Raw genomic sequence first — 24,021 nt, forward strand, 5'->3', positions numbered from 1 at the left:
GTGGTGGTTCGTCCAGGAGAAGGTCGTCTTCGGCCTTCCCCTGCTGGTCGCGGGGGCGCTCGTCGCGGGCGTCCTCGCCGCGCCCCGGCTGCTCGCCGCCGTCCGCGGGGGCCCGGCGGAGGCCGCCGGGGCGCCGGCCGTCGTCGTGCCCCTTCTGGGAACGGGATACGCGGCGGCGGCCGGGCCCGTCCAGACCTTCCTGCTCGGGTACCCGGCCACGTGGAGCACCGGCCTCGTCCTGGCGGCCGTGGTCGCCGGCGCCGTCCTGGTGACCTGGCGGGCCGTCTCCGGCCGGGTCCCCGGGCTGCGTACGGCCTCGGCCGCGGTCGCGCTGGCCGGCGTCGCCGGGGTGGTCCTCGGCGTCCTCCCTCTCGGCACCGGGGCGGCGGCCGTGAGCGGCCACGACCCGGGCGATACGGGCGGCATGAGCGGTATGAGCGCCATGGGGGACATGAGCGCGATGGGCCATGCCGGTCACCAGGGCCCGACGCGGTCGGTCACCGAGCTGCGCGGGCCGGACACCCCCGACCAGGGGGGCGCGGTGCGCCGGTTCACCCTCACCGCCCGAACCGCGACCGTGACGCTGTCGTCGGGACGGCGCGTCTCCGCCTGGACCTTCGACGGCCGCGTCCCCGGCCCGCCGATCACGGCCGTCCAGGGCGACCTGGTCGAGGTGCGGCTGCGCAACGCCGACATCTCCGCCGGCGTGACCCTGCACTGGCACGGCTACGACGTGCCGTCCGGCGAGGACGGCGTCCCCGGCCTGACCCAGGAGGCCGTCATGCCGGGGCAGGAGTTCGTGTACCGGTTCCGCGCCGAGCAGGCCGGCACGTTCTGGTACCACACCCACGAGGTGTCCGACCTGGGCGTCCGCATGGGCCTTTACGGGACGCTCGTGGTCACCCCGCGCGCGGCGGCCCCTGCCGGGCTCGACCTCACGCTGCCCGTGCACACGTTCGCGGGCGCGACCGTCACCGGCGACCACGACCGGCCGATCGAGCAGACGGTGGCCCCCGGCACCGCCGTACGGCTGCGCCTGATCGACACCGACAACGACCCGCACCGGTTCACGCTCGCGGGCACGCCGTACCGGCTGGTGGCGGTGGACGGCGCGGACCTGCACGAGCCGGGCGTCCTCACCCGGTCGGCCCTCCGGCTGGCCGCGGGCGGACGGTACGACCTCGCCTTCACCATGCCGGCCGCCGGGCCCGTGGTGCTGCGGGTCGACGACCGCACGGTGGCCCTCACCCTCTCCAGCGGGGCCGCGGCCACGGGCCCGAGCCCCGGCGCCGACGGGGCGTCCTGGCCCGAGCTCGACCTGACCCGGTACGGCACGCCGGCCCCCACCCCCTTCACGGCCCGGACCCCGGCCGACCGGCGGTTCACGCTCGTGCTCGACAGGGGGCTGTCCCTCGCGGGCGGCAGGCCGCTGTACGCGTACACGGTCAACGGGGACGCCTTCCCCGACATCCCGCCGCAGACCGTGGCGGAGGGCGACCTGGTGAGGTTCACGGTGGTCAACCGCGGCAGCGACACCCATCCGTGGCACCTGCACGGCCACCGGGTGCTCGTGCTCTCCAGGAACGGGCACGCCCCCACCGGCAGCCCGCTCTGGCTCGACACGTTCGACGTACGGCCGGGCGAGGTGTGGGAGGTGGCCTTCCGGGCCGACAACCCCGGCCTGTGGATGAACCACTGCCACAACCTGGGGCACGCGGACCAGGGCATGGTCCTCCACCTGGCGTACGAGGGGGTCGGCACGCCCTTCCACGGCGCGCACGGCGGATGACGCGGCGGGCGCGAAGCCCGGGAAGCGCAGGCTCGGCAGAGAGATTTCCGAATACGACACGCCATTTCGGTCCGGCGCCAAGTAAAGAATCGCGCTGTCCGCCGGACCGGGTGTAAACGAAGGGTAATCAGAGCAAAACTTAGGGTGAGCATCACAGGCCGGGTCCCGCCAAGCAAGCGATCAGGACCGGAAGGAGACATCGTGACACTCGCCCACCGGATCGTCCCCGCGATGGCGGCCTGCGCCGCCGCGGGATCGCTCGTCGTCGCCGTCCCACCCGCGGCACAGGGCGCGAGCCGGGCCCGCCCGGAGCCGGACGTCGAGGCGCAGACGCTCTCGTGCACCTACCGCGTGCACGGCGTCCAGCCCTCCAGCTATCTCCACGTGCGGCACGGCCCAGGGCTGCGCTACCACCCCGTCGGCACGCTCCGGGTGTCCGACGGCCGCTTCGCGGGCGCGTGCTCGGCCTCCGGCGGCTGGGTGCCGGTCCGGGCGTCGGGCGGCACGGACGGCTGGGCCGCGGCCCGCTACCTGCACAGGCTGGCGCTCGCCCAGCCGAGCGTGTTCATCCGGCCGAGCCTGTCGTGCGCCTACCGGGTCGCCGGGGTGGGCGCGGGGAGCTTCCTCAACGTCCGCAGGGGACCGGGGCTGCCCTACCACCCCATCGGCACGCTGCGGGCGTCGGACGGCCGGGTGGCCGGCGGCTGCGACCCGTTCAACGGCTGGGTGGCGGTCGACTCGTCCGGCGGCAGGCCCGGCTGGGCCTCCGCCCACTATCTGCGCAAGCTCTCCTGAGCCACCGGCGGCCCTCGCCGTTACCCCCTGGTGGCGAGTGCGGCCATCCTCCCCCGGTCCCCGCCTCCGGCGTCCTCCCGCCGGGGGCGGGGATCCCCGGAACCGGCCGCGGGCACTACCCGAGGTCGGGGTGGGGCACGTAGCGGTCGAGCCGCACGAGCCCGGGATCGGTCGCCATGAACGTGTCCATGTCCCCGATCCGCCAGCCGTCCTCCAGGAGGAGGGGAAGCAGCGGGTGGACCCCCGGCACCGCGACCCGGACCCGACCGGCCCCCGGATGCGCGGCGACGGCCGCGCGCACCGCCTCCACACAGTCGTGCGGGGTCTCGCCGCCGGCCGGTCCCACCTCCAGGCTGCCGGCCGCCCTGCGCGCGAACGCGTAGCCGCCCGCCGTGGTGTGCAGCGAGACCCCCGGCACTCCGGCGTACCACGCCAGCGGCTCGGACCGGTCCCCTCCGGACACCCGGGCGTCCAGCGACGACGCCTCCTCCACGTCCCCGGCCGCCTCGTGCAGGTCGTCGCGCGGCCCGTCCGCGGACGGGCCGGTCAGGTAGAGCAGCGGGCACACTGGGCGCATGCCCTGCCGGACGTACAGCGCCAGGGCCCGCGGGTCCGACGACGCGAACGTCACCCGCGGCGCGTCCACCGGCAGCAGCCGGCGAAGGATCTCCCGCCCCACGCCGGACGACTGGTGGGCGGGCAGCACGAACAGGTCGCCCAGGTGCGTCAGCCCTCCCCTGCGCAGCGCCCCGCCGAAGCCGGCGATCCGGCCGTCCGCCTCCCCGACGAGCAGGGTCCCGAAGGCGCGCTCGGCGTCGAGGAAGTCCGTCGTGCCGGTCCAGTCGTCCAGGAGCGCGAAGGCCGAGGCCACCTCCCGGACGGCCGCCATGTCCCCGTCCCGCGCGACGCGTACGACCGACTCCCCCACCTGGACTCCTCACCTGGCTGTTTGCGTACCGTTCGGCCAACACTAGGACCCGTTAACCGGCTCTTGTCCCGCCGGGGGATTCGATGAGTCGCGAGGGGTAGCGGATCGGGCGTACCAGCGGGACGAGCGGGGGGCCATGGACGTCGTCGGCGTGAGGGGCGGATCGCCCGCAACGGATTCCAGCAGCACGACCTCGGCCGTCCCCGCCACGGATCCCACCGCCACGACCTCGACGGTTCCGGCCGCGGATCCCACCGGCACGGCCTCGCGAACGACCGGCCCCGGCGCCGTGTCCTCCGGCACGCCCGCGCCCCGGACGCCGCCTCACCGGCGGCGGGCGGCGGCCAGGGCGGCCCGGTGGTGGGCGGGCTGGGCGGTGCTCGCCGTACCGGCCCTGGTGGCGCTCGTCGCGGGCGCCTGGGGAATCGACCGCGGGTCGATGTGGCAGGACGAGGCGACGACGTTCGCCATCGCCGGGCGCTCGCTGCCCGAGCTGTGGCGGACCCTTGGGCACGTGGACGCGGTGCACGGCCTCTACTACCTGCTCGTCCACCCCCTTCTGGGGCTCGGCGGGGGCTCGATCCCGGCCGAGGTGCTGATCCGGCTGCCGTCCGTCGCGGGAACGGCCGCGGCGGCCTGCGGCGTCGCCGCCCTCGGCAGGCGGCTCGGCTCGCCCGCGACCGGCCTCGCCGCCGGGCTGGTCTACGCGACCGCCCCGGTCGTCGGCTACTACGCCCAGGAGGGCCGGTCGTACGCGCTGGTGACGGCGGCCGTGGTGCTCGCCACGTTCCTGCTGGTCAGGGCCGCGGACCGGCCTGACCGTGCGGGCCGGTGGGCCGCGTACGCGGCGGCCGTCGCCCTGGCCTGCCTGCTCAACCTCTTCGCCGCCCTGGCCCTCGCGGCCCACGGCGTGACGCTCGTCGCGGGCCGGGTGGGCGCGCGGACCCTCGCGCGGTGGGCCTGCGCCTGCGCGGCGGCGCTGCTCGCGGTCCTGCCGGTGGCCCGGGTGAGCTTCGGGCAGCGGGCCCAGGTCGCCTGGCTGGAGCGGCCCGGGTGGCCCGAGGTGGAGGCCCTGGTCACCCGCTTCACGGGCACCGGCCTCCCGCTGGCGGTGACGGCCCTGCTGTCCGTGCTCGCCGTCCTCACCGTCTTCACCGCCCGGCGTCCGGCAACCCGGGAGGCGGAGGACGCGGAGCGGGGGCCGGCCCTGACGCTGCCGCTCGTCGCGGCGCCTCTCGCCCTGCTGCCGCCCGCCGTGCTGCTGGCGGTCTCCCAGGTTCACCCCTTCTACCAGGAGCGGTACGTCCTGTACGCCGTCGCCGGACTCGCGCCGCTCGCCGGGGCGGGCGTCGTCGCCGCGGCCCGGCTCGCCCGTCCCCTCGCCGCGCGGCTCGGGATCGCGGCCGCGCTCCTGGCCCTCCTGGTCGTGCCGGCGCTGCCCGTGCAGCAGCAGGTCAGGAGGGTGGACAGCCGTACGGACGACCCGGCGGCCGCGGCCCGGATCGTCGCGGCGGGAGCGCGCCCGGGGGACGCCGTGCTGTTCCTGCCGTCGGTCCGCCGCCTGGTCGCGGAGGCGTACCCGGACGCCTTCCGGCGGACCCGGGACGCCGCGCTGCGGGTGTCCGGCGCCGCGTCCGGGACCCTGGCCGGCCGTGAGCTGCCGCCGGAGCGGATCGAGGCGTCCCTGGCGGACGCGCCCCGGGTGTGGGTCGTCAGCCGGTCGCACCCGCGCGACGCCGACCTGTCCTCCGGCCCCGACACCGCCAAGCGGCTGCTGCTCCGCGAGCACTACAACCGGCGGATGTTCGTCCGCGTCCTCGGCTACGCCGTCCGGCTCTACGTCCGGAAGGGGACGGCCGTCAGCCCTTCATCGCCCCCGCCGTCAGCCCGCCGATGAGCTGGCGCTCGGCCACGGCGTAGAAGCCGAGGGCCGGGATCATGGCGATCACGATGTACGCGAGGATGCGCGCGGTGTCCGAGGCGTACTGGCCCTGGAACTGCTGGACGCCCAGGGGGATCGTCCACCAGTTGGGGTCGTTGAAGACGACCAGCGGGAGCATGAAGTTGTTCCAGCTGGCGACGATCGCGAGCACCGACACCGTCGCGAGCGCGGGTCTCGCCATCGGCAGCAGGATCCGCCAGAAGAAGCCGAACGCCGTGCATCCGTCGAGCGTCGCCGCCTCCTCGATCTCCCCGGGGATGGCCCGGAAGAAGCCGCGCAGGATGATGATCGTCATCGGCAGCCCGAACGCCGCCTGCGGCAGGATCACGCCGAGGGGGTTGTCGAGCAGCCCGAACATCCGCAGCAGCACGAACAGCGGCAGGATCGCCACCGCGAACGGGAACATCAGCCCGGCCGCGAACAGCGTGAACAGCAACTCCCGCCCCCGGAAGGAGAAGCGGGCGAAGATGAAGGCCGCCATCGCCGACACGGCCACGACCAGCACGGTCGTCGCGACGGCGATGAACGTGCTGTTCCACAGCTCCCGCCAGAACGAGCCCGAGGACAGGACGCTCGTGTAGTTCCCCGGCACCCAGGGCGAGGGCAGTCCGAACGGGTTCGTCGACAGCTGCTGGGTGTTCTTGAACCCGCCGATCACGCCGTACAGCAGCGGGACGAGGACGAACGCGCCGACCACCACCACGATGGCGTGCAGCGAGATCGACCGCGTCCGGTTGCGCGGGTTGGGGCGCGCGTGGGCGCGCGGACCGGCCTCGGGCGGCCGCCGGGCCGGCCCCCGGTCGGCCCCCCGTCGCACCTGGGTCTGCCCGGTCATCGCTGGTCTCGCAGCACGGTCGTCGCTCCTTCGAGGTCGCGGCGCATGACGTATCTCTGGTAGAGGAGGGCGAACACGAGGCTGATGAGGAAGATCACCACGCTGATCGCGCTGGCGTAGCCCACCTGGAAGCGCTTGAAGCCGAACTGGAACATCGTCACGGCCATGGTCTCGGACGCGTGGGACGGCCCGCCGTCCGTGATGATCCACACCAGGTCGAAGAGCTGGATGGCGCCGATGACGGACAGGAACACACTGATCCGGATCGTGGGCCCGAGCAGCGGCAGCGTGACGTGGCGGAACACCTTCCAGCCGGCCGCGCCGTCGATCTTGGCGGCCTCGATCAGCTCCTCCGGGATGCCCTGGCGCCCGGCAAGGTAAAGGATCATGTGGAAGCCGAAGTACTTCCAGGTCATGACCACGAAGATCGACAGCAGGACGGTCGACGGTTCGGCGAACCACTCCAGGCCGCCGAGCCCGATGCTCTCCAAGATCTGGTTGGCCAGGCCCTCGTCCGGCGAAAGGATCATCGTGAAGAGGACGGCCGTGATCGCCTCCGACAGGACGTACGGGGCGAAGAACAGCAGCCGGTAGAACGCCCGGCCGCGTAGCCGCTGGTTGAGCAGCAGGGCCAGGCCGAGCGACATCGGCAGCTGCACGAGCAGCGACAGCACGATCAGGACCCCGCCGTGCCACAGGTCCCCGAGGAACACCGGATCAGAGAAGGCCCGGGTGTAGTTGTCCAGCCCAAGGAAGTCCGTGGGCAGCCCCCGCAGGCCGTTCCACTTGAAGAAGCTGGTGTACATGGCCACCGCGATCGGCGCCACCACCAGCAGCAGGAACAGCACCAGAGCCGGGAGCAGGAACAGCAGGACAGTGGTGAACCCCCGGAGCCTGCCACGGCTCCGGGGTCGCGTCATCTCCACTCCGCGGTTACTCCGACTTCGCCGTCTCGGTGATGGCCTGCGCCACCTGCTCCGGCGTCTTGGTCCCCGCGATCAGCTCGGCCACGCTGTCGTTGACCTCCTGGCCGACGGCCGGGGGGTACGCCTGGTCGAGGTAGAGCTGGAAGCCCGTCGCCGACGCGAGGTTCTTGGCGACCACCGAGAGGTTCGGGTCGGTCACCGCGTCCTCCTCACCCTTGAGCACGGGGAGCACGCCGCCGGTCTGGACGGCCTTGCGGTGCTCGTTGCTCTCGGTGAGGAACTTCAGGAACTCCAGCGCCTCCGCCGGCGCGTCCGCGCCGATCGCGAAGCCGCCGCCGCCGCCGAACGCGTCGGTCACCGAGCCCTTGCCGCCGTCGACCGCAGGGAAGGGGAAGAAGCCCAGGTCGTCGCCGATGCCCTTGCCAGAGGACTTCTCGACGGAGGGCGCCCACTGGCCCATCAGCTCCATCGCGGCCTTGCCGTTGCCCATGGTCGCCGCCTGGCCGTCCGGCTTGTCGTACGCGGCGCCGAGGTAGCCCTTCTGGAACGGCTGGAGGTCGGCCAGCTCCTTGAGCTTCTGCCCCGCCTCCACGAACGGCTGACCGGTGAAGTCCTTGGTCTCACCCGCCTGCTTGAGGGCGTCGAGGCCGCCGATCCGCATGGCCAGGTAGGCCCAGTAGTAGTGGCCGGGCCACTTGTCCTTGCCCGCCAGGGCCATCGGGGTGATGCCGGCCGCCTTCAGCTTCTTGACGTCGTCGATGAGCTGGCTCCACGTGCCGGGAGCGTCGGCGATGCCCGCCTTCTTGAACAGCGCCTTGTTGTACCAGAAGCCGACCATGCCGATGTCTTCCGGGACCGCGTAGGGCTTGCCGTCGACCTGGTAGGCCGCCATCGCGGCGTCGGTGAAGGTCCCGAGCCAGGAGCCCGCGTCCCCCGACAGGTCCTTCACCAGGCCGGCGTCGACCTGCTGCTTCAGCACGCCGCCGCCCCAGGTCTGGTACACGTCCGGGGCCTTGCCCGACTGCGTCAATGTCGTGATCTTGGACTTGAACGCCTCGTTCTCCGTCGCGACGTTCTTGATCGTGATGTTCGGGTGCTGAGCCTCGAACTCCTTGATCGCATTGGCGCCATACGTCTTCATGGGCTCGGTGGTCCAGATGTTCCAGAACTCGACCGTCACCTTTGATCCGGCCGAGCTGCCGCTCCCGCCGGAGTTGTTGCCCCCTGTACTGCCACAGCCCCCGAGGATCAGTGCCGACGCCGCCACCAGCGCCGCACTTCGCCGACACACCTTCACGGTCGTTCCCTCCTGGATGTCGAAACTTTCGGCACATGTCCGATAGTTTCTGCGATGCCGCAGACGTTACAGTGGGCTTTCCGTCAGATCAACGGCTGTTGTTGAGCTGTTACGCGTAGGCGCGGAGGGCCGCTGAGACCGGGATCCGGACGTCCCGGAGAGCCGCGCGGCGGCGCGGAGGAGACGTGCGCCGGCCCACCGGCGGGGTCAGAGCCAGCCGCGCTCGTCGGCGATGAGGGCCGCCTCGGCGCGGGTGCTCGCGCCGGTCTTGCCCATGGCCGACGACAGGTGGTTGCGGACCGTGCCGCCCGACAGGTGCAGGGCCCGGGCGATCTCAGCGACGGTGCCGCCCCGGCGGGCCTGCCGCAGCACGTCGCGTTCGCGCGGGGTGAGCGGGCTCACGCCGCTGGCCAGGGACTCCGCGGCCAGGGCCGGATCGACCACGCGGAGTCCGGCGTGCACCCTTCGGACCGTGTCGGCCAGGTGCTCGGGAGGCGAGTCCTTGACGACGAACCCGGCCGCGCCGTTCTCCATAGCCCGCGCGAAGTAGCCGGGCCGGCCGAACGTCGTGCAGATCACCACCCGGCACGCCGGGACGGCGGCCCGCAGCTCCGCCGTCGCCTCCAGGCCGTCCTTTCCGGGCATCTGCACGTCGATGAGCGCCACGTCGGGACGGTGCAGCCGGGCGGCCGCGACGACCTCGTCGCCCGAGGCGACCTGGGCGACGACCTCGATGTCGGGCTCCAGCGCGAGCATCGCCGCCAGCGCGCCGCGCACGAGCGCCTGGTCGTCGGCGAGCATGACCCTGATCATGGGCGGCTCGCGCTCAGCCGGTACCCGCCGCCCGGCAGCGGTCCGGCCTCGAGCCGGGCGCCGACCGGCCGCAGCCGCTCGGCCAGTCCGGCCAGCCCGTTCCCGGGTCCGCTGAACCGCGCCGGCGACCCGCCGTCGTCGCTGACCTCCAGGGACGAGCCGCCGACGCGCACCTCGCAGCGGGTGGCGCCGCTGTGCCGGATCACGTTCGTCACGGCCTCGCGCAGGACGTACGAGAACGGTTCGTCGAGGTCGGGGGACACCTGGCCGGCGGACGACGGCAGGGCGGCCGCGATCCCGGCGGCGCGCAGGGCCGCCCGCGCCCCCACGAGCTCCACGGCGAGCGAGGGCCTGCGGTGGCCGGAGATCGTGGCGCGGATCTCCGCGTGGGCCTCCCGGGAGAGCCGTTCGACGTCGCGCAGCTCGGCCAGCGCGTCCTGCGGGCCGGCGCCGCTCTCCAGCAGCCGCCGGGTGAGGCCGGTCTTGACGGTGATCGCGGTCAGCGTGTGGCCGAGGACGTCGTGCAGGTCCCTGGCCAGGCGAGCCCGCTCCGCCGCCGCCGCCAGCGTCTCGATCTCCTCCCGCGCCTGGCCGAGCTGGACGACCAGCCGCACCAGCAGGACCACCCCGACCGGGGTCACGAGCTCCGGGAAGATCGCCACGGCGTCGCTCCACCGCACCGCCCCCGCCGTCGCCCACAGCACGGCCAGCCGCGCCGCCGCCGTGGCAGCCGCGAGGGCGAGCGCCCAGACGGCGGGCAGCAGCCACACCGCCGCCGACAGCGCGTACGCCAGGAGGCCGAACGCGGGCGCCCCGTGCCGGAGCAGGGCCAGGCAGACGCCGAGCGCGAACAGCCAGCCGACCAGCAGCACCCGCTCCCGGGGCCGCCGGGTGGCGCCGTACGCCATGACGGCGATCCAGCTCGCGCCGTACAGCAGGAGGACGGCGACGGCGGCCGCGGGGAGCGGGCCGGCGTGGGGACGGGTGGCGGCCTTGACGGCCGACCACACCGGCCAGGCCAGGAAGAGCGCGAGCGCGAGGAGGCCGCGCACCCATGTCGCGCGGCCTCCCCCGGGACGGGACACGGACCAGACCGGCCACGCCCCCGGCCGGAAGATCCCCTCCCTCATGCGGTCACCCCCTGGTACGAATTGTCGCGCAGTACGGGCTCATGGGCGGCCGGCGTCGCGCCGGAACCGGACGGCCACGGCCGCGGCCAGGACGAGGCTGTAGAGCCCGAGCACGAGGACCGCCGTCCCGGTGCGCACGTCCCCTCCCGCGGCCCCGTGGGCGATCTCCGCCAGCCAGTACGTCGGCAGCGCCTTCGCCACCGTCGCCAGGGCGGCGGGGAACGCGGCGGGCGGGATGAACAGGCCGCCCGCGAACGCGAGCACGAGCAGCAGCCCGCCCTGGTAGGCCTGCACGTTCTGGGACGTGGCGAGCTGGCCGATGAGGAGGCCGAGCAATGCGAACGGCACGGCGCCCGCCCACAGGCCGAGCACGGCCGCCGCCCAGGCGCCCGCGGGCAGGCGGACGCCGGACAGGACCGCGGCGGCCGCGGCCACGCCGGCGATCGGCGGGAGCGCCGTCAGCATCCCGACCGCTCCCTTCGCCGCCAGGTAGCCGCCACGCGTGAGGGGGGTCAGGCGCAGCTGCCGCTGCCAGCCGGCGCCGCGCTCGACCGCCGTCCTGGCGCCCGTGTCGAACGCCGCGCGGAAGGCGCCGAAGGCCGCGAGACTGCCCATCAGGTACGCGGGGCCGACGTCGTCCCGTCCGAACAGATGGGACTCCAGCAGGAACAGCGCCACCGGCAGGCTGAGCTCGAACAGCAGGAACTTCGGGTCACGCAGCACACGGCGGATCTCGAAGACCAGATATGCGGGGTTCATCGGGTCGCCTCCCCCGAGGTCAGCCGGACGAACGCCTCGTCGAGCCCGCCCCTGGCCACCTCCGCGACCGGCCCGTCCGCGGCCACCCTGCCCGCGTTCATGAGGACGACCCGGTCGGCGTACGCCTCGGCCTCCTCCAGGTAGTGGGTAGCGAACAGGACGGTGCGGCCCGCCTCGCTCAGACTCCGCATCGCGGCCCAGAACTCGCGCCGGCCGTCCACGTCCATGGCCGCGGTCGGCTCGTCGAGCACCAGCAGGTCCGGGTCGGGCACGAGCGCCGCGGCGAAGCGGACACGCTGCCGCTGGCCGCCGGACAGCCGGGCCGACCGGCGGCCCGCCAGCGACTCGATCCCCGCCCGGCGCATCGCCTCGACGGCGGGCAGGGGCGCCCGGTGCAGGGACGCGATCAGCCGGAGGACCTCGCCGACCGTCACGTCGTCGAGCAGGCCGGCCTCCTGGAGCATCACGCCCACCGACCCCGACCTGACGGCCGCACCGGGGTCGGCGCCGAAGACCTCGATGTCGCCCTCGTCCGGCCGGACCAGGCCGGTCAGCATCTCGACCAGGGTCGACTTGCCCGCGCCGTTCGGGCCGAGGAGGGCCACCACCTCGCCACGCGGGATCAGCAGGTCCACCCCGTCGACGGCGCGCACGGCGCCGTACCTCTTCCGCAGCCCCCGCGCGGCCACCGCCCACTCCGGGCCGGTCGCGTCCTCCGGGTCCGCCGTGTGTCTTGTCGTCATGCGGCAAGCCTGCGCCGCCGGGGGCCCGCGCTCCCCTGTCGTCCGTCACGACGTGCCCACGACGGATGTCACGGGTCCCGGACGGGGCCGCCTAGCCGACGGCCGCCGAGGGGCGCCGGCCGTAGGCGTGCTTGACCAGCGCGATCAGCACGTTCTTGCCCGATTCCCGGCTGCGCGCGTCGCACAGCATGACGGGGACGTCGGGACCGAGGTTGAGGGCCATCTTGACCTCGTCCAGCTCGAAGACCGGGGCGCCCTCGAAGCAGTTGACGGCCACGACGAACGGCGTGCCGCGCCGCTCGAAGTAGTCGACCGAGGGGAAGCAGTCGGCGAGCCGCCGGGTGTCGGCCAGCACGACCGCGCCGAGCGCCCCGCGGGCCAGCTCGTCCCACACGAACCAGAACCGCTCCTGCCCGGGGGTGCCGAACAGGTACAGCATGAAGTCGTCGCCGATGCTGATCCGGCCGAAGTCCATCGCCACGGTGGTCGTGGTCTTCTCCTCGACGCCGGACAGGTCGTCGACGCCCACGCTGCGGTCGGTCAGCGTCTCCTCGGTGCGCAGCGGCCGGATCTCCGACACCGCCCCCACCATCGTGGTCTTGCCGACCCCGAACCCGCCGGCGATCAACAGCTTGATCGCCGTGGGCATCCTGGGGCCGTCAGAGCGCCCGAAGGCCATCGAGCACCGCCTTGTACATCCGCTCGTCGAGCACGTCCATCTCCGGTTGGGGCTGCTGCACGGCCACGAAGCCCCGGTCGAACAGGTCGCCGAGGAGGACCCGGACGATCCCGGCCGGAAGGTCCAGGTGCGCCGCGATCTCCGCCACCGAGAGCGGCCGGCGGCACAGCCGCACGATGGCCTGGTGCTCGGGGTCGAGGCCGATCTCGGTGCCCGTCGTGGGGCGGACCGTCACCGCGAGCGAGATGAGGTCGAACCTGTCCTGCGCCTCGGTCCGGCCGCGTGCGATCACGTACGGCCGGACGGTGGGCGCGTCGAGGAGACGCTCCCCGTCCGGGTTGACCTCATTGCTCATCGGTGGGCCTCGTTCCCCGTCGTCCGGGCGGGAGAGGTCAGGTACTGCCCGACGCGGGCCACGAGCATGGCCATCTCGTAGGCCACCAGGCCCACGTCGGCGTCGCCGCTGCACAGCACGGCCAGGCAGGCCCCCTGGCCGGCGACGGTCACCAGCAGGTAGGCCGACTTCATCTCGATGATCGTCTGCCGTACCGGGCCGCCCTGGAAGCGGTCCCCGACGCCGCGGGCCAGGCTCTGCAGGCCCGAGGCGACGGCGGACAGGTGCTCCGCGTCCTCTCGGCGCAGCCCGGCCGACGCGGCCAGCAGGAGCCCGTCGGTCGACAGCACGATGCCGTGCTCGGCCTCGCGCACCCGCTCCACCAGATCGTCGAGCAGCCAGGCCAGGTCCGCCGTGGCGCCGGTCTTCGTCACTGGTCGTCCTCCCCTTCACGCCCTTCGCGCGCCAGCTTGGCGGCTTCCGACCGGCCCCGGCGGGTTCCGGACTGGAATGATCCCATGATCTTGCGGATGTCGTCCGGGGACCGGCGGTCGTCCTCGTCGTCGAGCCTGGACGGCGGCTGGTCGGCCAGTTCCGGGACCAGGCTGGCCTGCGGCACCCGCAGCGGCAGGCCTCCGGGGGTGAAGGCGGCCGGAGGCGCGGGCCTCGGCGGCTCTGGGGCACTGGGCACGGGAACCACCACCTCCTGGGCGGGCTCGGGGACCACCTCGGGCGCGCCGACGAGTGCGATCCTGCGCGCGCCCCTCTCCTGCTCGGGCAGCGGCCCGGTGTCCTCGCCGGACAGCTCCTCACCCGCCTCGATCACCAGGTCGCGCGGCAGCAGGACCACCGCCGTGGTGCCGCCGTACGCGGACGCCTTGAGCGAGACGCGGATGCCGTGCCGCTCCGCGAGGCGGCTGACCACGTAGAGGCCGAGCCGCGCGGTGCTGGACAGGTTGAACTCCGGCGGGTTCGCGATCCGCTCGTTGGTCGCGTCGAGGTCCTCCTGGGTCATGCCCAGGCCGCGGTCCTCGATCTCGATAGCGTAGCCGCTCGCCACGGACTGCCCGCCCACCTGCACGGTCGTGTACGGCGGGGAGAACGACACCGCGTTCTCGATCAGCTCGGCGAGCAGGTGGATCACGTCGCCGACCGCCCGGCCGGTCAACCCGACCTGGCCCATGGGCAGGACGGTGACCCGGGTGTAGTCCTCGACCTCGGCGAGCGCGCCGCGCACGACGTCGACCATCGGCACCGAACGGCGCCAGGCCCGGGCGGGCGAGGCGCCCGACAGGACGATGAGGTTCTCGGCGTTGCGCCGCATGCGGGTGGCGAGGTGGTCGATGCGGAACAGGTCCTTCAGCTCCGCCGGGTCGGCCTCGCGCCGCTCCATCACGTCGAGGAGCGTGAGCTGGCGGTGCACCAGCGACTGCGTGCGCCGGGCCAGGCTGAGCAGGATGTCGCGGATGCTCTGCCGGAGCTGGGCCTCCTCGACGGCCGTCCGGATCGCGGTCTCCTGGACGGTGTTGAACGCGGCGCCCACCTGGCCGATCAGGTCGCCGCCGAACTCCAGCGGCGGCGCCTCGGCGGCCACGTCGACCTTCTCGCCCTGGGCGAGCCGCTCCACGACGCCCGGCAGACGCTCGTTGGCAAGTTCCAGGGCCGCGGCGCGGAGCTTCTCCAGCTGGCGCACCAGCGTGCGGGCCGTCGTGACCGCCAGGACGACCGACGCGACGACGGCGACCAGGCCGAGCACGCCGGCCAGCACGAGCCGGAGGATGACGCCCGCGGCGACCGGGGTCGACCGGCCGACCAGGGTGTCACCCGCCGTGGCGACGATGTCGTGGAGCTGGGTGAGCGCGCGGGAGCTGGCCTGCTGCCACTGCTCCCCCGTGACCGGGACGAACCCGCCGGGCCGGCCCTGCTGGGAGACCAGGTCCTCCAGCGAGTGCAGGCGGGCGAGGTCGGCGCTCTTGCTGAGCCGCGCGTACGCGGCCGGGTCCGCCTGTTCCAGGTCCGTCTGCGACTGCGCCATGAAATAGCGCTCGGCGCCCACGAGCTGCGTGAACTGGGCGGCCTCGCTGCCGGTGAACCGGCCCTCCGCGATGATGCCGGCGAGAAGGGCGTCTTCGCGCGATATCAGCTCTCGTGCCCAGTTAAGACCGATAAGGGTTCTCGTGTCTTTCGCGATCTCGTCGTCATGAAGCGTCGCGAGCGCGTAGTAGGTCTGGAAAAGCGCGTCGGCGACATCCGTGTACGCAGCCACCGCCTGGGCCCGGTCGGTGTGCCCGGCGTCGATCGCGTCCCGGCCGGGACCCAGCTGGTTCAGCCGCTGGAACGCCTGGTCGATCCGCTGCCGCAGGTCGTCCCCCGCGGCCAGCCGCACGTCCCCGCCGTCGGCGAGCCGGCGGAAGTTCGCCGCCGCGGCGTCGGTCCGGGCCCGCTGCGCCTCCAGGGCGCTCCGGCTGACGCGGCCGGGATCGGCGAGCCGCGTGACGGACATCCGCCGCTCCTGCTGGAGCTCCAGAAGGAGCGTCTCGCTCGGCTGCGCGACGCCCTTGTTGTACACCGCCACCCAGGCCAGGTTGATGCCGTCCCGCAGGGTCACCCATGCCGCGAAGGCCCACAGGGCCGCGAGCGACACGATCAAGGCCGTGACTTTGGTCCGCACGCGCGAGTTGCGGAAGCGCATAACACCCACCAAGCGACATACAGAGAGCCCACACGGCGCGTTTCCCGGCGATTAACAAATGCTCATCGCTAGGGGCGGCGGACGGCGCCCAACATTTGTCGCCGCGCCATGCCTCGGACACCCTAGCAAACGCACGGAAATACGCTCAAGGGCGCTAAAGGAGGGCCTCAGAGCTGAAAGTTCAAATATATACTGATATTGAGCAGTAAAACTGTGCCGAGATCATACTTGACGGTAGCGCTCCACAACAAGTCGGTTGGACTGTGCGAGGTGGAGGGCGGCCAGCACGGCGGCGCGGACGACCGACACTGGCAGGTAGAGGTCCTTGTCGTGCCACAGGGGCGGGTCGCCGGCCTCGCCGCCCGCCCGCAGCAGGTAGCCGTACCCGCGGGCGGCCGCCTCCTCGACCCGCTCGCCCGTACGGGTGAGCAGCAGCGTCTGCACGGCGTACGCCGTCTCCTCCCGGGTGCCGTCCCACCGGCCCCACGAGCCGTCCTCACGCTGGGTCTCCAGAGTCCACCGCACGGCCCTCCGGACGGCCTCGCGCGCGGCCGGGCCTCCGAAGGCGTCCAGTGCGAGCGCGCACGACGCGGTCGCGTAGTAGGGCGAGGCGTGCCAGCGGTCGTCCCACCGGCCCTCGGCGTGCTGCCGCTCGCACAGCCAGGCGCCCAGCCCGCCCACCGCCGCGGCGTAGCGCGGGGCGGCGGCCGGGCGGGCGGCGGCATACTGGCCGAACGCGTCGAGCACGTGGGCGTTCACGCTGACCGACGAGCCCTCCTCCCCCTGCCACGTGCAGAAGTGCGTGGGCGTCTCGAACGCCCACAGGCTCTCCGGCTCGTACGGCACGCCCAGCAGAGCGAGGGCGTACAGCGCGACGGACGTGGTGTCGGCGTCCGGCGGCAGCCCGGCGCCCGCCGCCGTGCCGCCCGGGGCGATGGCGGCCCTGAGGTCGGCCACCATCTCGGGCGGGGCGTCGAAGGGGATGCCGGCGCGGGCGAGCGTGCTCAGCACCCAGCCGCGTTCGAACACGGTGATGGGGAACCCTACGGGCACCGGTCCGCCGTGCCGGCGCGCCACGGCCTCCAGGTGCCGGCGGGCCATGTCGCCGGGGTCCGTCAGCGCCCGGTCGCCCAGCCAGGCGGCGGTGGCCGCGGGCGAGGCCCCGACCGTGCCGATCGGGGTGGGCCGTACGGACCGCGCTCCCCGGGCGGCGTCGCCCGCGACCTCGAGCGCGTGCAGCATCTTCTCGGGAAGCTCGGCGCCGGCCGCCACCCCCGCCCGGACGCGGGCCAGCGGACCCGGGTCGAGGCCGGCGGGCGGCCGCAGCCGTCCCCGGGCGGAGACGTGGGACAGCGGCGGCTCGCGGAACCCGTCGAGCCGCGCGTTCACCAGGTCGACGAGCGAGGGCACGATCAGCTCGATGGCCGGGGTGTCGGGCAGCCACGGGTCGGCGCCCACCGGCGGCCACTCCAGCAGCCAGGCGAGCCCGCGCTCGGCCGCCCGCGCCAGCGTCTCCGCCCCGGGGTCGCCCCGGCCCGCCGCCCGGAGGAGGGCCTCGGTCGCGCTCAGCGTGGGCACCAGCCCGTAGCCGTCGCGCCGTCCCCAGTGGCCGTCGGACGTCTGGGACGCCAGCAGGTAGCCCAGCCGCTCGCCGTGGCCGACCAGCCAGGGTGCGAGGCTGACGAGCCGTCCCGTCTCGTAGACCGAGGGGGAGACCGTGCCCCAGGGACGGGACATGAGCCCGGACACCAGCTCGTCGGCCGCCGCCGCGGCGTCGACGGCCTTGGGGAAGACGAGGCCGCCGAGGCTCACAGCGCGCCCCAGTAGTCGGTGCTGCCGTAGAAGCCCATGCTGTACCCGATCTGCCGTTCCAGATAGACCACGTCGCCGGGGCAGGCGTCCCTCAGGGGGCCGAGCAGGTCCCGGCAGCCGGCGACGAGCAGCCGGATCAGCTCGGCGATCTCGTCCCGGCCGGCGCCGAGCATCACCGCGTTGAGGTCGCCCCACTCCACGTCCCGTCGGTGGGTGGCGAGATCGTTGACCAGCCGGAGCACCCGCTGCACGCGGCGGCTCGCGGCCCGCAGGTCGTCGAGCCGGTCCAGCGTCGCGGGCACGCCCCCGCTGATCCAGTGCGAGACGTTGACGAGGGACGACCCGAAGTTGTCGGCGTTGTCCAGGTACTCGTCCAGGCCCGGCAGCGCGGCGCCCTCCCGGGCGGCCGTCTTCCAGCCCCACTCCCGGGCCATCGCGGCGAGCATCCGTTCGAGCTCCTCGCGCCAGACCGGGCGCAGGCGGCCGAAGGCCGGCGCGTCGGACAGCTCGGCCAGGATCTCGGCCAGGAAGCCGCCGAGGGGATGGTCCGCCGTGGGCTCGCCGCCGTCGGCCACCCGCAGGCACCCGGCGACCAGGCCGTCCACCTCCTCGCGCGAGGCGGCCACGTGGTCGAGCAGCCAGTCGGCCGCGAATATCCACAGGGCGGTCCTGTTGGCGACGCGGAGCCGCTCGGCCGTCTCGCCGGGCGAGCCGAAGGCGTTCGCGAGCGCGACCGCGGACAGCAGCGTCGCGTCGAACGGCCGCGCGGGGAACAGAGCGGGGTGGCGCAGGACGCACTCCCGCAGGTCGCGGTGCGCGCGGGCCGCCTCGGCCGCCGCCGTCCCGGCCGTCAGTGCCGCCCCGACCTCGTCCAGGGGCGCGTGGGTCACGTGCACGGCCTACGCCGCCGCCGCGGCCGGGCGCAGGGTCAGCCGCACGTGCTGGCGCGGCCGCAGGGACGCGCCCATCCGGGGCGTGGCGACCTCCGGGCTGCAGGCGACCGGCCGGAACCGGGCGAGGACGCCGGCGACGATCAGCCGCGCCTCGATCGCGAAGACGTGCATCCCGATGCACTGGTGGGGGCCGCCCCCGAAGGGGAAGTACGCGTACCGGTGCCGGCCCTCGGAGCGCCGCCGGGAGAAGCGGCCGGGGTCGAAGACCTCCGGACGGTCCCAGAACGCCTCCATCCGATGGGTGACGTACGGGCTCACGACGACGGTCTCGCCCGCCTCCAGCCGCACCCCGCCCACGACCTCGGGCTCGACGACCATCCGGGGGAACAGCCAGCCCACCGGGTACAGGCGCAGCAGTTCCTGCACGACCTGCCCCGTGTACGGCAGGCTCGCCAGGTGTCCCGGCCGTACGCGGTCGCGGCCCACCACCCGGTCGACCTCCTCGTACAGCCGCCCGGCCACCTCGGGATGCGCCGCCAGGAGGGGCCAGAGCCAGGTCAGCGCGCCGGCCGTGGTCTCGGTCGCGGTGGCGAGCATGGCGACCAGGTTGTCCCGGATCCACCGGGCGCTCACCTCGCCGCCCTCCGGGCCGCGGGCCCGGCACAGGGCCGAGAAGATGTCGTCGCCGTCGTCCGGCCGCCCCCGGTGCCGTTCCACCAGCGGCACCACGACGTCGTCGATCGCGGCGACGGCCCGCAGGAAGGCCCGGTCGCCGGGGACCCGCACCGAGTACGGCACGGACGGCAGCAGGTAGCGGACCACGACCGAGGCGCCGATCGAGTCGAAGGCGGGGGCCAGCCGCTCCGCGTCCGCCATGTCGATCTTGCCGCCGAAGAAGACCCGCACGACCGTCCGGTTGACGATCCTCGCCATGGACTCGGGGACGTCGATCTCCCGGCCCGACTCCGCCGGGCCCGACAGCTCGTCGACTCCCTCGGCGACGGCGTCCGCCATCCGTCCGGCCAGGGCCTCGACGTGCTTGGCGGTGAACACCGGCTGAAGGACCTTGCGGCTCAGCTCCCACTCGGGGCCGTCCGACATGATGCCGTCGCCGAACAGGCGGTGCAGGGGCCGCCAGAAGACGCCGTCGCGCGTGTAGTTGGCGGCGTTGCCGCGCAGGACGTGCTGCAGGTGGTCGGGGTGCGTGACCAGGTACGGCCGGAAGGGGCCGAGGTTGACCCTGACGATCTCGCCGGCGGCCTCCCGTCCCATGTCGAGCAGGGCCCGCACGGGATCACGGAGGATCGCGGGGATCACGCGGCGAAAGGGTAGAGTTCGCGCTCTTCGCGCCGGTTCGGCACCAACATCCACGGACATGGCGGCTTGCTCCCCACATGACGATCACGCCATTCGCGAAGTATCGCATGATCAATTCGTGTTGATCAACATTGCAGGGGAGTGACAGTTTTGTCCCTTTTGCGGGGTTTGCCGGTCTTGATGGGAGGGGTACGGCCGTGACCAGGGCAAACGGAAGGGGCCGGACCAGATCGGCCCGGCCCCCTCGCGACATGACGTCAGGCGTGACTGGTCACCAGCAGCGCGATGCCCACGAGAATGACGACGGGGATCAGCCACACCACGACCTCGCCGAGGAACTCCTTGTACATGGGGCCGATCCTCTCGGGGACGTGCGGAAAATGAACCGCACGCAGCATATTCGCTCGCGCGCGCAGGTGGAACCACGTGCCAGGATCGAGCAATGCGGTACATCGTCATCGGCGCCGGCGCCATCGGCGGGACCATCGGCGGCCGGCTGTTCCAGAGCGGACACGACGTCCTCCTCGTGGCGCGCGGCGCGCACCACGAGGAGCTGCGCGCGGGGGGCCTGCGCCTGGTCGCCCCTGACGGCGAGGAGGTCCTCCCCATCCCGGTGGCGGACGGGCCCGTCCCCGTCCGCGACGGCGACGTGCTGGTCGTCGCCACCAAGACCCAGGACACCGTGGCGGCCCTGCGGGGCTGGGACGACGCCCCGGTGGTCTGCGCCCAGAACGCGGTGCAGAACGAGCGCATGGCCCTGCGCCGGTTCTCCCGCGTGTACGGCATGTGCCTGTGGATGCCGGCCCTCCACCTGGAGCCCGGGGTCGTGGCGTCGTACGGCGCGCCGTTATCGGGCATGCTCCCCGTCGGACGTTATCCACAGGGTGTGGACGACCTGGTCCAGGAGATGGCGGACGACCTCGGCAAGAGCCGCTTCGCCGCCTTCGCCGTCCCCGACGTGATGCGCTGGAAGTACGGCAAGCTGCTCGGCAACCTCGGGAACGCGGTCGAGGCGCTGTGCGGCCACGCCGAGGGGACCGAGGCCGTGAGCCGCCGGGCCAGGCAGGAGGGGGAGACGGTCCTCGCCGCCGCCGGCATCCCGTTCCTGTCCGATGAGGAGGAGCGGGAGCGGCGCGGCGACCTGGTCGAGATGACGCCGCTCGGCGGGGTCGAGCGGCCGGGCGGGTCGTCCTGGCAGAGCCTGGCGAAGGGCAGCGGCTCGATCGAGGTCGACTACCTGAACGGCGAGATCGTCCTCCTCGGGCGGCTGCACGGGGTGCCCACTCCGGTGAACCTCGTCCTGCAGCGGGAGGCCACCCGGCTCGCCCGCGAGGGAGGCCGGCCTGGGTCGCTCGACGTGGCGGCGCTGGAGCGGCTGCTGCCCTGAACGTTACACGCGTCCTCGCAGGTCAGCGCCACCGCGACGGCCTGTCGCTGGGCCGGCGGGCCGCCCGCTCCTAGCATCGCCGCCGACGACGGAGGGCGCGATGTCGAAGAGAAGTGCGGTGCTGGCGGCGCTGGTCATGGTCCTCGGGCTCCTGGTCGCCCGGCCGGCCGAGGCGGCCACGGTACGGATCATGCCGCTCGGCGACTCGATCACCGGTTCGCCGGGCTGCTGGCGGGCCCTGCTGTGGAACAGGCTGCAGAGCAGCGGCTACACGGCGATCGACATGGTCGGCACGCTGCCCCCGCAGGGCTGCTCGGTGCCGTACGACGGCGACAACGAGGGCCACGGCGGCTACCTGGCCACCGACGTCGCGGACCAGAACCTGCTCCCCGGCTGGCTGGCGGCCACCCACCCCGACATCGTGATGATGCACTTCGGCACCAACGACGTGTGGAACAACAAGTCGCCGGCCACGATCACGGCCGCGTTCGGCAAGCTCGTCGACCAGATGAGGGCCGACAACCCGAACATGAAGATCCTGGTCGCCAAGATCCTCCCGATGAATCCGGGCAACTGCGCCGACTGCGGCCGGCGGGTGGTGGCGCTGAACGACGCGATCCCCGCCTGGGCCGCGTCCAAGAGCACGGCGGCCTCCCCGATCGTGGTGGTGGACCAGTGGACCGGGTTCAGCACGGCGGCCGACACCTACGACGGCGTCCACCCCAACGCGAGCGGCGACCAGAAGATGTCGGACCGGTGGTACCCGGCGCTGGCCGCCCTGCTGTCGGGCGCCACGCCCAGCCCCAGCCCCACACCGACCCGCACGCCCACGCCGACGCCAAGCCCCACGCCGTCGCCCACGCCCACCCGGACTCCCACTCCGACGCCCACGCCGTCACCGCAGCCGACCCCCTCGGGATGCACGGCGACGTACACGATCACCAGTCAGTGGCCCGGCGGCTTCCAGGCCGACGTGACCGTGCGGAACACCCGGTCCACGCCCGTCAACGGATGGACCGTGACCCTGCGCTTCCTCAACGGGCAGCAGGTGAGCCAGGCGTGGAACGCCACGCTCACCCAGTCGGGGGACACCGCGACGGCGCGGAACGTGAGCTGGAACGGCGCGCTCGCCGGCGGCGCCACCGCGTCCTTCGGCTTCCTGGCGAGCTGGAACGGCGCCAACCAGCCCATCGTCCCCGGCTGCGTCGCGTCGTGAGCCGGACGGCTCCCTAGGGCTGGAAGCGGTAGCCCATCCCGGGCTCGGTCAGCAGATGCACCGGCCGCCCGGGATCGGGCTCCAGCTTGCGGCGCAGCTGGGCCAGGTACTGCCGCAGGTAGTGGGTCTCGCGCAGGTAGGCCGGGCCCCACACCTCGGTCAGGAGCTGCCGCTGGCTGATCAGCTTGCCGGGGTTGCGCAGCAGGATCTCCAGCAGGTGCCACTCGGTGGGGGTGAGCCGGACGCCGTTGGAGACGGTCTTGCCGGCCAGGTCCACCTCGACGTCCCCCAGCCGGACGCGGGCCTCGCCGGTCTCCTGGCCGCCCACCCGCCGGGTGACGGCGCGGATCCGCGCGAGCAGCTCGTCGACGCCGAACGGCTTGGTCACGTAGTCGTCGGCCCCGGCGTCCAGGGCGTCCACCTTGTCGGCGCCGCCGGTCCGCCCGGACAGCACGATGATGGGCACGCTCGTCCAGCCCCGCAGGCCCTGGATGACCTCCACCCCGTCCAGGTCGGGCAGCCCGAGGTCGAGGACGATCAGGTCGGGATGCCAGTCGGCCGCCTGGCGCAGCGCGCCCGCGCCGTCGGCCGCCACGGCCACCTCGTAGTGCCGCGCCGCCAGGTTGATGCGCAGCGCACGCAGGAGCTGAGGCTCGTCGTCCACGACCAGGATGCGGGTCATCGCGCCTCCCCCGCGGGGGGACGGAACCCCGTCCCCGCCGCCTCCCCCATGGTTCCAGGTTACGGCCTGGGGGTAGCGCGTCTGATCGGCTAAGGTGCTGACCGCGATCCCGGAGGAGGACGGCATGAGTGAATATGCGGTGACTTTCAACCTCATCGACGCCGACAAGGACGGGCGGATCTCCGCCGAGGAGCTGGTGCGGCTGATGGAGGTGCTCGGGGAGCCGCTGACCATCGACGGCGCCCAGGGGGCGATCTCCAAGGTCGACGCCGACGGCGACGGCCTGATCGACCTGGACGAGTTCGGCGCCTGGCTGGGCGGGCGCTGAAAGCCGACGACGAACTCTGGGGCGCGGTGCCCGCGGGTGTCGCGAGGCTCCTGCGTCCCCGGATTGGCGACGTCGCGGACCAGATGATCACGGAGATCCAGCGCCGGGTGCCCGAGTACGCGCGCCCGGCGGACGAGATCTACCTGAAGGTCCTGCGGCTGTCGGTCAACGAGGCGTTGCAGGGGTTCCTGGAGCGCATCGAGAACCCCCGCGCGCCCTGGGACCCCGAGGTCTTCCGCACCATCGGGCGCGGCGAGGCCGCCGAGGGCCGCGACCTCGAGCCGTTCCAGACCGCGATGCGGCTCGGGGCGCGGGTGGCCTGGCGGCAGGTCACCGAGCAGGCGGGCGAGCTCGGCCTCGACCCCCAGACGCTGTACGACCTGGGCGAGGCCATCTTCATCTACCTTGACCAGCTCGCCGACGCCGCCGCCGAGGGGTTTGGCGAGGCGCGCGCCCACGCCGCGGGCGAGATGGAGCGGCGCCGGCGCCGCCTGCTCGACCTGCTGCTGAGCCGGCCCCCCGCGTCGCCCGAGGCCGTCGCCGACATGGCGCGGGCCGCGGGCTGGCGGCTGCCCAGGACGGTGGCCGGCGTGGCGCTGGAGGAGCGCGACAACGGCTCGCCGTCGTCCCTGCTCCCGCCCGACGTGCTGGCCGGGCTCGACCGGCGCAGCCCGTGCCTCGTCGTGCCCGACCCCACCGGCCCCGGCCGGGCGCAGGCGCTGGA

General features: G+C 73.5%; 22 protein-coding genes and 1 pseudogene. 7 read left to right on the forward strand and 16 right to left on the reverse strand.

All coding sequences use genetic code 11. The features are described from left to right. On the forward strand, positions 1–1,789 hold a 1,789-nt coding region (locus tag MPTA5024_RS36535; RefSeq protein ID WP_036332663.1), incomplete at its 5' end, for a multicopper oxidase family protein. A gap of 201 nt (positions 1,790–1,990) precedes the next feature. Then, positions 1,991–2,584 carry an SH3 domain-containing protein gene (locus MPTA5024_RS36540; RefSeq protein WP_036332665.1) on the forward strand — a complete coding sequence of 198 codons (594 nt, stop codon included), beginning with the start codon at positions 1,991–1,993 and terminating at the stop codon, positions 2,582–2,584. A 115-nt stretch (positions 2,585–2,699) separates the two neighbouring features. Here the strand turns inward: MPTA5024_RS36540 and MPTA5024_RS36545 are convergent, their stop codons facing one another. After that, complete coding sequence (locus MPTA5024_RS36545; RefSeq protein WP_036332667.1) at positions 2,700–3,512, reverse strand: GNAT family N-acetyltransferase; 813 nt, start codon at positions 3,510–3,512, stop codon at positions 2,700–2,702. Positions 3,513–3,801: 289 nt separating this feature from the next. On the opposite strand from MPTA5024_RS36545, the gene MPTA5024_RS36550 reads away from it, so the two are divergent. After that, positions 3,802–5,409 carry a glycosyltransferase family 39 protein gene (locus MPTA5024_RS36550; RefSeq protein ID WP_198167612.1) on the forward strand — a complete coding sequence of 536 codons (1,608 nt, stop codon included), beginning with the start codon at positions 3,802–3,804 and terminating at the stop codon, positions 5,407–5,409. Here the strand turns inward: MPTA5024_RS36550 and MPTA5024_RS36555 are convergent. The 14 genes from MPTA5024_RS36555 to MPTA5024_RS36620 all read right to left on the reverse strand — a co-directional run bounded on the left by MPTA5024_RS36555 (position 5,372) and on the right by MPTA5024_RS36620 (position 19,684). Beyond that, positions 5,372–6,289, reverse strand: coding sequence for a carbohydrate ABC transporter permease (locus MPTA5024_RS36555; protein WP_084370282.1), 918 nt, complete (start codon positions 6,287–6,289; stop codon positions 5,372–5,374). The genes MPTA5024_RS36550 and MPTA5024_RS36555 overlap by 38 nt on opposite strands. Next, a complete protein-coding gene (locus MPTA5024_RS36560) occupies positions 6,286–7,209 on the reverse strand; it encodes a carbohydrate ABC transporter permease (RefSeq protein ID WP_051459109.1) in 924 nt (307 codons plus the stop codon). The genes MPTA5024_RS36555 and MPTA5024_RS36560 overlap by 4 nt, the downstream gene beginning before the upstream one ends. A 13-nt stretch (positions 7,210–7,222) precedes the next feature. Further along, positions 7,223–8,395, reverse strand: a complete 1,173-nt coding sequence (locus tag MPTA5024_RS36565) for an extracellular solute-binding protein (RefSeq protein ID WP_232326799.1) — start codon at positions 8,393–8,395, stop codon at positions 7,223–7,225. 324 nt (positions 8,396–8,719) lie between these two features. Beyond that, positions 8,720–9,325 (reverse strand): response regulator transcription factor, encoded by a 606-nt coding sequence (locus tag MPTA5024_RS36570; protein WP_036332671.1) that lies wholly within the window; start codon positions 9,323–9,325, stop codon positions 8,720–8,722. Then, positions 9,322–10,455, reverse strand: a complete 1,134-nt coding sequence (locus MPTA5024_RS36575) for a sensor histidine kinase (RefSeq protein WP_157099920.1) — start codon at positions 10,453–10,455, stop codon at positions 9,322–9,324. The genes MPTA5024_RS36570 and MPTA5024_RS36575 overlap by 4 nt, the downstream gene beginning before the upstream one ends. A gap of 39 nt (positions 10,456–10,494) precedes the next feature. Beyond that, positions 10,495–11,214 carry an ABC transporter permease gene (locus tag MPTA5024_RS36580; protein ID WP_036332673.1) on the reverse strand — a complete coding sequence of 240 codons (720 nt, stop codon included), beginning with the start codon at positions 11,212–11,214 and terminating at the stop codon, positions 10,495–10,497. Then, the gene (locus tag MPTA5024_RS36585) at positions 11,211–11,957 is read right to left on the reverse strand and encodes an ABC transporter ATP-binding protein (protein WP_051459111.1); all 747 of its coding nucleotides are present in this window, start codon (positions 11,955–11,957) and stop codon (positions 11,211–11,213) included. Before MPTA5024_RS36585 ends, MPTA5024_RS36580 begins: the two co-directional genes overlap by 4 nt. A 91-nt stretch (positions 11,958–12,048) precedes the next feature. Continuing rightward, positions 12,049–12,636 carry a GTP-binding protein gene (locus tag MPTA5024_RS36590; RefSeq protein WP_036332675.1) on the reverse strand — a complete coding sequence of 196 codons (588 nt, stop codon included), beginning with the start codon at positions 12,634–12,636 and terminating at the stop codon, positions 12,049–12,051. Next, a complete protein-coding gene (locus MPTA5024_RS36595; RefSeq protein ID WP_036332677.1) occupies positions 12,617–12,991 on the reverse strand; it encodes a DUF742 domain-containing protein in 375 nt (124 codons plus the stop codon). The genes MPTA5024_RS36590 and MPTA5024_RS36595 overlap by 20 nt, the downstream gene beginning before the upstream one ends. Next, positions 12,988–13,404, reverse strand: coding sequence for a roadblock/LC7 domain-containing protein (locus MPTA5024_RS36600; RefSeq protein ID WP_036332679.1), 417 nt, complete (start codon positions 13,402–13,404; stop codon positions 12,988–12,990). Before MPTA5024_RS36600 ends, MPTA5024_RS36595 begins: the two co-directional genes overlap by 4 nt. After that, positions 13,401–15,614, reverse strand: a complete 2,214-nt coding sequence (locus tag MPTA5024_RS36605; protein WP_232326805.1) for a sensor histidine kinase — start codon at positions 15,612–15,614, stop codon at positions 13,401–13,403. The genes MPTA5024_RS36600 and MPTA5024_RS36605 overlap by 4 nt, the downstream gene beginning before the upstream one ends. A 270-nt stretch (positions 15,615–15,884) precedes the next feature. Beyond that, entirely contained in the window at positions 15,885–17,474 is a 1,590-nt protein-coding gene (locus MPTA5024_RS36610; protein ID WP_036332683.1) for a hypothetical protein, read from the reverse strand. Then, positions 17,471–18,364, reverse strand: a complete 894-nt coding sequence (locus tag MPTA5024_RS36615) for a terpene synthase family protein (RefSeq protein WP_051459140.1) — start codon at positions 18,362–18,364, stop codon at positions 17,471–17,473. Before MPTA5024_RS36615 ends, MPTA5024_RS36610 begins: the two co-directional genes overlap by 4 nt. A 9-nt stretch (positions 18,365–18,373) precedes the next feature. After that, complete coding sequence (locus MPTA5024_RS36620; protein ID WP_198167613.1) at positions 18,374–19,684, reverse strand: cytochrome P450; 1,311 nt, start codon at positions 19,682–19,684, stop codon at positions 18,374–18,376. A gap of 442 nt (positions 19,685–20,126) precedes the next feature. Between MPTA5024_RS36620 and MPTA5024_RS36625 the strand changes: the two genes are divergently transcribed. Both MPTA5024_RS36625 and MPTA5024_RS36630 read left to right on the forward strand, forming a co-directional pair. Beyond that, on the forward strand, positions 20,127–21,071 hold the full coding sequence (locus MPTA5024_RS36625; RefSeq protein WP_036332687.1) for a ketopantoate reductase family protein: 945 nt from the start codon (positions 20,127–20,129) through the stop codon (positions 21,069–21,071). Between the two features lie 100 nt (positions 21,072–21,171). Then, positions 21,172–22,287 (forward strand): cellulose binding domain-containing protein, encoded by a 1,116-nt coding sequence (locus MPTA5024_RS36630; RefSeq protein ID WP_036332689.1) that lies wholly within the window; start codon positions 21,172–21,174, stop codon positions 22,285–22,287. 13 nt (positions 22,288–22,300) lie between these two features. Here the strand turns inward: MPTA5024_RS36630 and MPTA5024_RS36635 are convergent, their stop codons facing one another. Then, positions 22,301–22,969: a response regulator gene (locus tag MPTA5024_RS36635; RefSeq protein WP_036332691.1), complete on the reverse strand. Its 669-nt coding sequence runs from the start codon at positions 22,967–22,969 to the stop codon at positions 22,301–22,303. 124 nt (positions 22,970–23,093) lie between these two features. Here MPTA5024_RS36635 and MPTA5024_RS36640 point away from each other — a divergent pair, with 124 nt between their 5' ends. Beyond that, positions 23,094–23,297: an EF-hand domain-containing protein gene (locus tag MPTA5024_RS36640; RefSeq protein ID WP_157099921.1), complete on the forward strand. Its 204-nt coding sequence runs from the start codon at positions 23,094–23,096 to the stop codon at positions 23,295–23,297. 83 nt (positions 23,298–23,380) lie between these two features. Further along, positions 23,381–24,021 (forward strand): annotated as a pseudogene (locus tag MPTA5024_RS39140) (PucR family transcriptional regulator); the annotation flags it as partial.

This window comes from Microbispora sp. ATCC PTA-5024 (assembly GCF_000511135.2).
Classification (GTDB): Bacteria; Actinomycetota; Actinomycetes; order Streptosporangiales; family Streptosporangiaceae; genus Microbispora; species Microbispora corallina.

What these genes read in the sequence shown, in the direction of transcription:
- MPTA5024_RS36555 (WP_084370282.1), bottom strand. Translation starts at nt 6,289, where the DNA reads ATGACCGGGCAGACCCAGGTGCGACGGGGGGCCGACCGGGGGCCGGCC.
- MPTA5024_RS36560 (WP_051459109.1), bottom strand. Translation starts at nt 7,209, where the DNA reads ATGACGCGACCCCGGAGCCGTGGCAGGCTCCGGGGGTTCACCACTGTC.
- MPTA5024_RS36570 (WP_036332671.1), bottom strand. Translation starts at nt 9,325, where the DNA reads ATGATCAGGGTCATGCTCGCCGACGACCAGGCGCTCGTGCGCGGCGCG.
- MPTA5024_RS36575 (WP_157099920.1), bottom strand. Translation starts at nt 10,455, where the DNA reads ATGAGGGAGGGGATCTTCCGGCCGGGGGCGTGGCCGGTCTGGTCCGTG.
- MPTA5024_RS36580 (WP_036332673.1), bottom strand. Translation starts at nt 11,214, where the DNA reads ATGAACCCCGCATATCTGGTCTTCGAGATCCGCCGTGTGCTGCGTGAC.
- MPTA5024_RS36585 (WP_051459111.1), bottom strand. Translation starts at nt 11,957, where the DNA reads ATGACGACAAGACACACGGCGGACCCGGAGGACGCGACCGGCCCGGAG.
- MPTA5024_RS36590 (WP_036332675.1), bottom strand. Translation starts at nt 12,636, where the DNA reads ATGGCCTTCGGGCGCTCTGACGGCCCCAGGATGCCCACGGCGATCAAG.
- MPTA5024_RS36595 (WP_036332677.1), bottom strand. Translation starts at nt 12,991, where the DNA reads ATGAGCAATGAGGTCAACCCGGACGGGGAGCGTCTCCTCGACGCGCCC.
- MPTA5024_RS36625 (WP_036332687.1), top strand. Translation starts at nt 20,127, where the DNA reads ATGCGGTACATCGTCATCGGCGCCGGCGCCATCGGCGGGACCATCGGC.
- MPTA5024_RS36630 (WP_036332689.1), top strand. Translation starts at nt 21,172, where the DNA reads ATGTCGAAGAGAAGTGCGGTGCTGGCGGCGCTGGTCATGGTCCTCGGG.
- MPTA5024_RS36635 (WP_036332691.1), bottom strand. Translation starts at nt 22,969, where the DNA reads ATGACCCGCATCCTGGTCGTGGACGACGAGCCTCAGCTCCTGCGTGCG.
- MPTA5024_RS36640 (WP_157099921.1), top strand. Translation starts at nt 23,094, where the DNA reads ATGAGTGAATATGCGGTGACTTTCAACCTCATCGACGCCGACAAGGAC.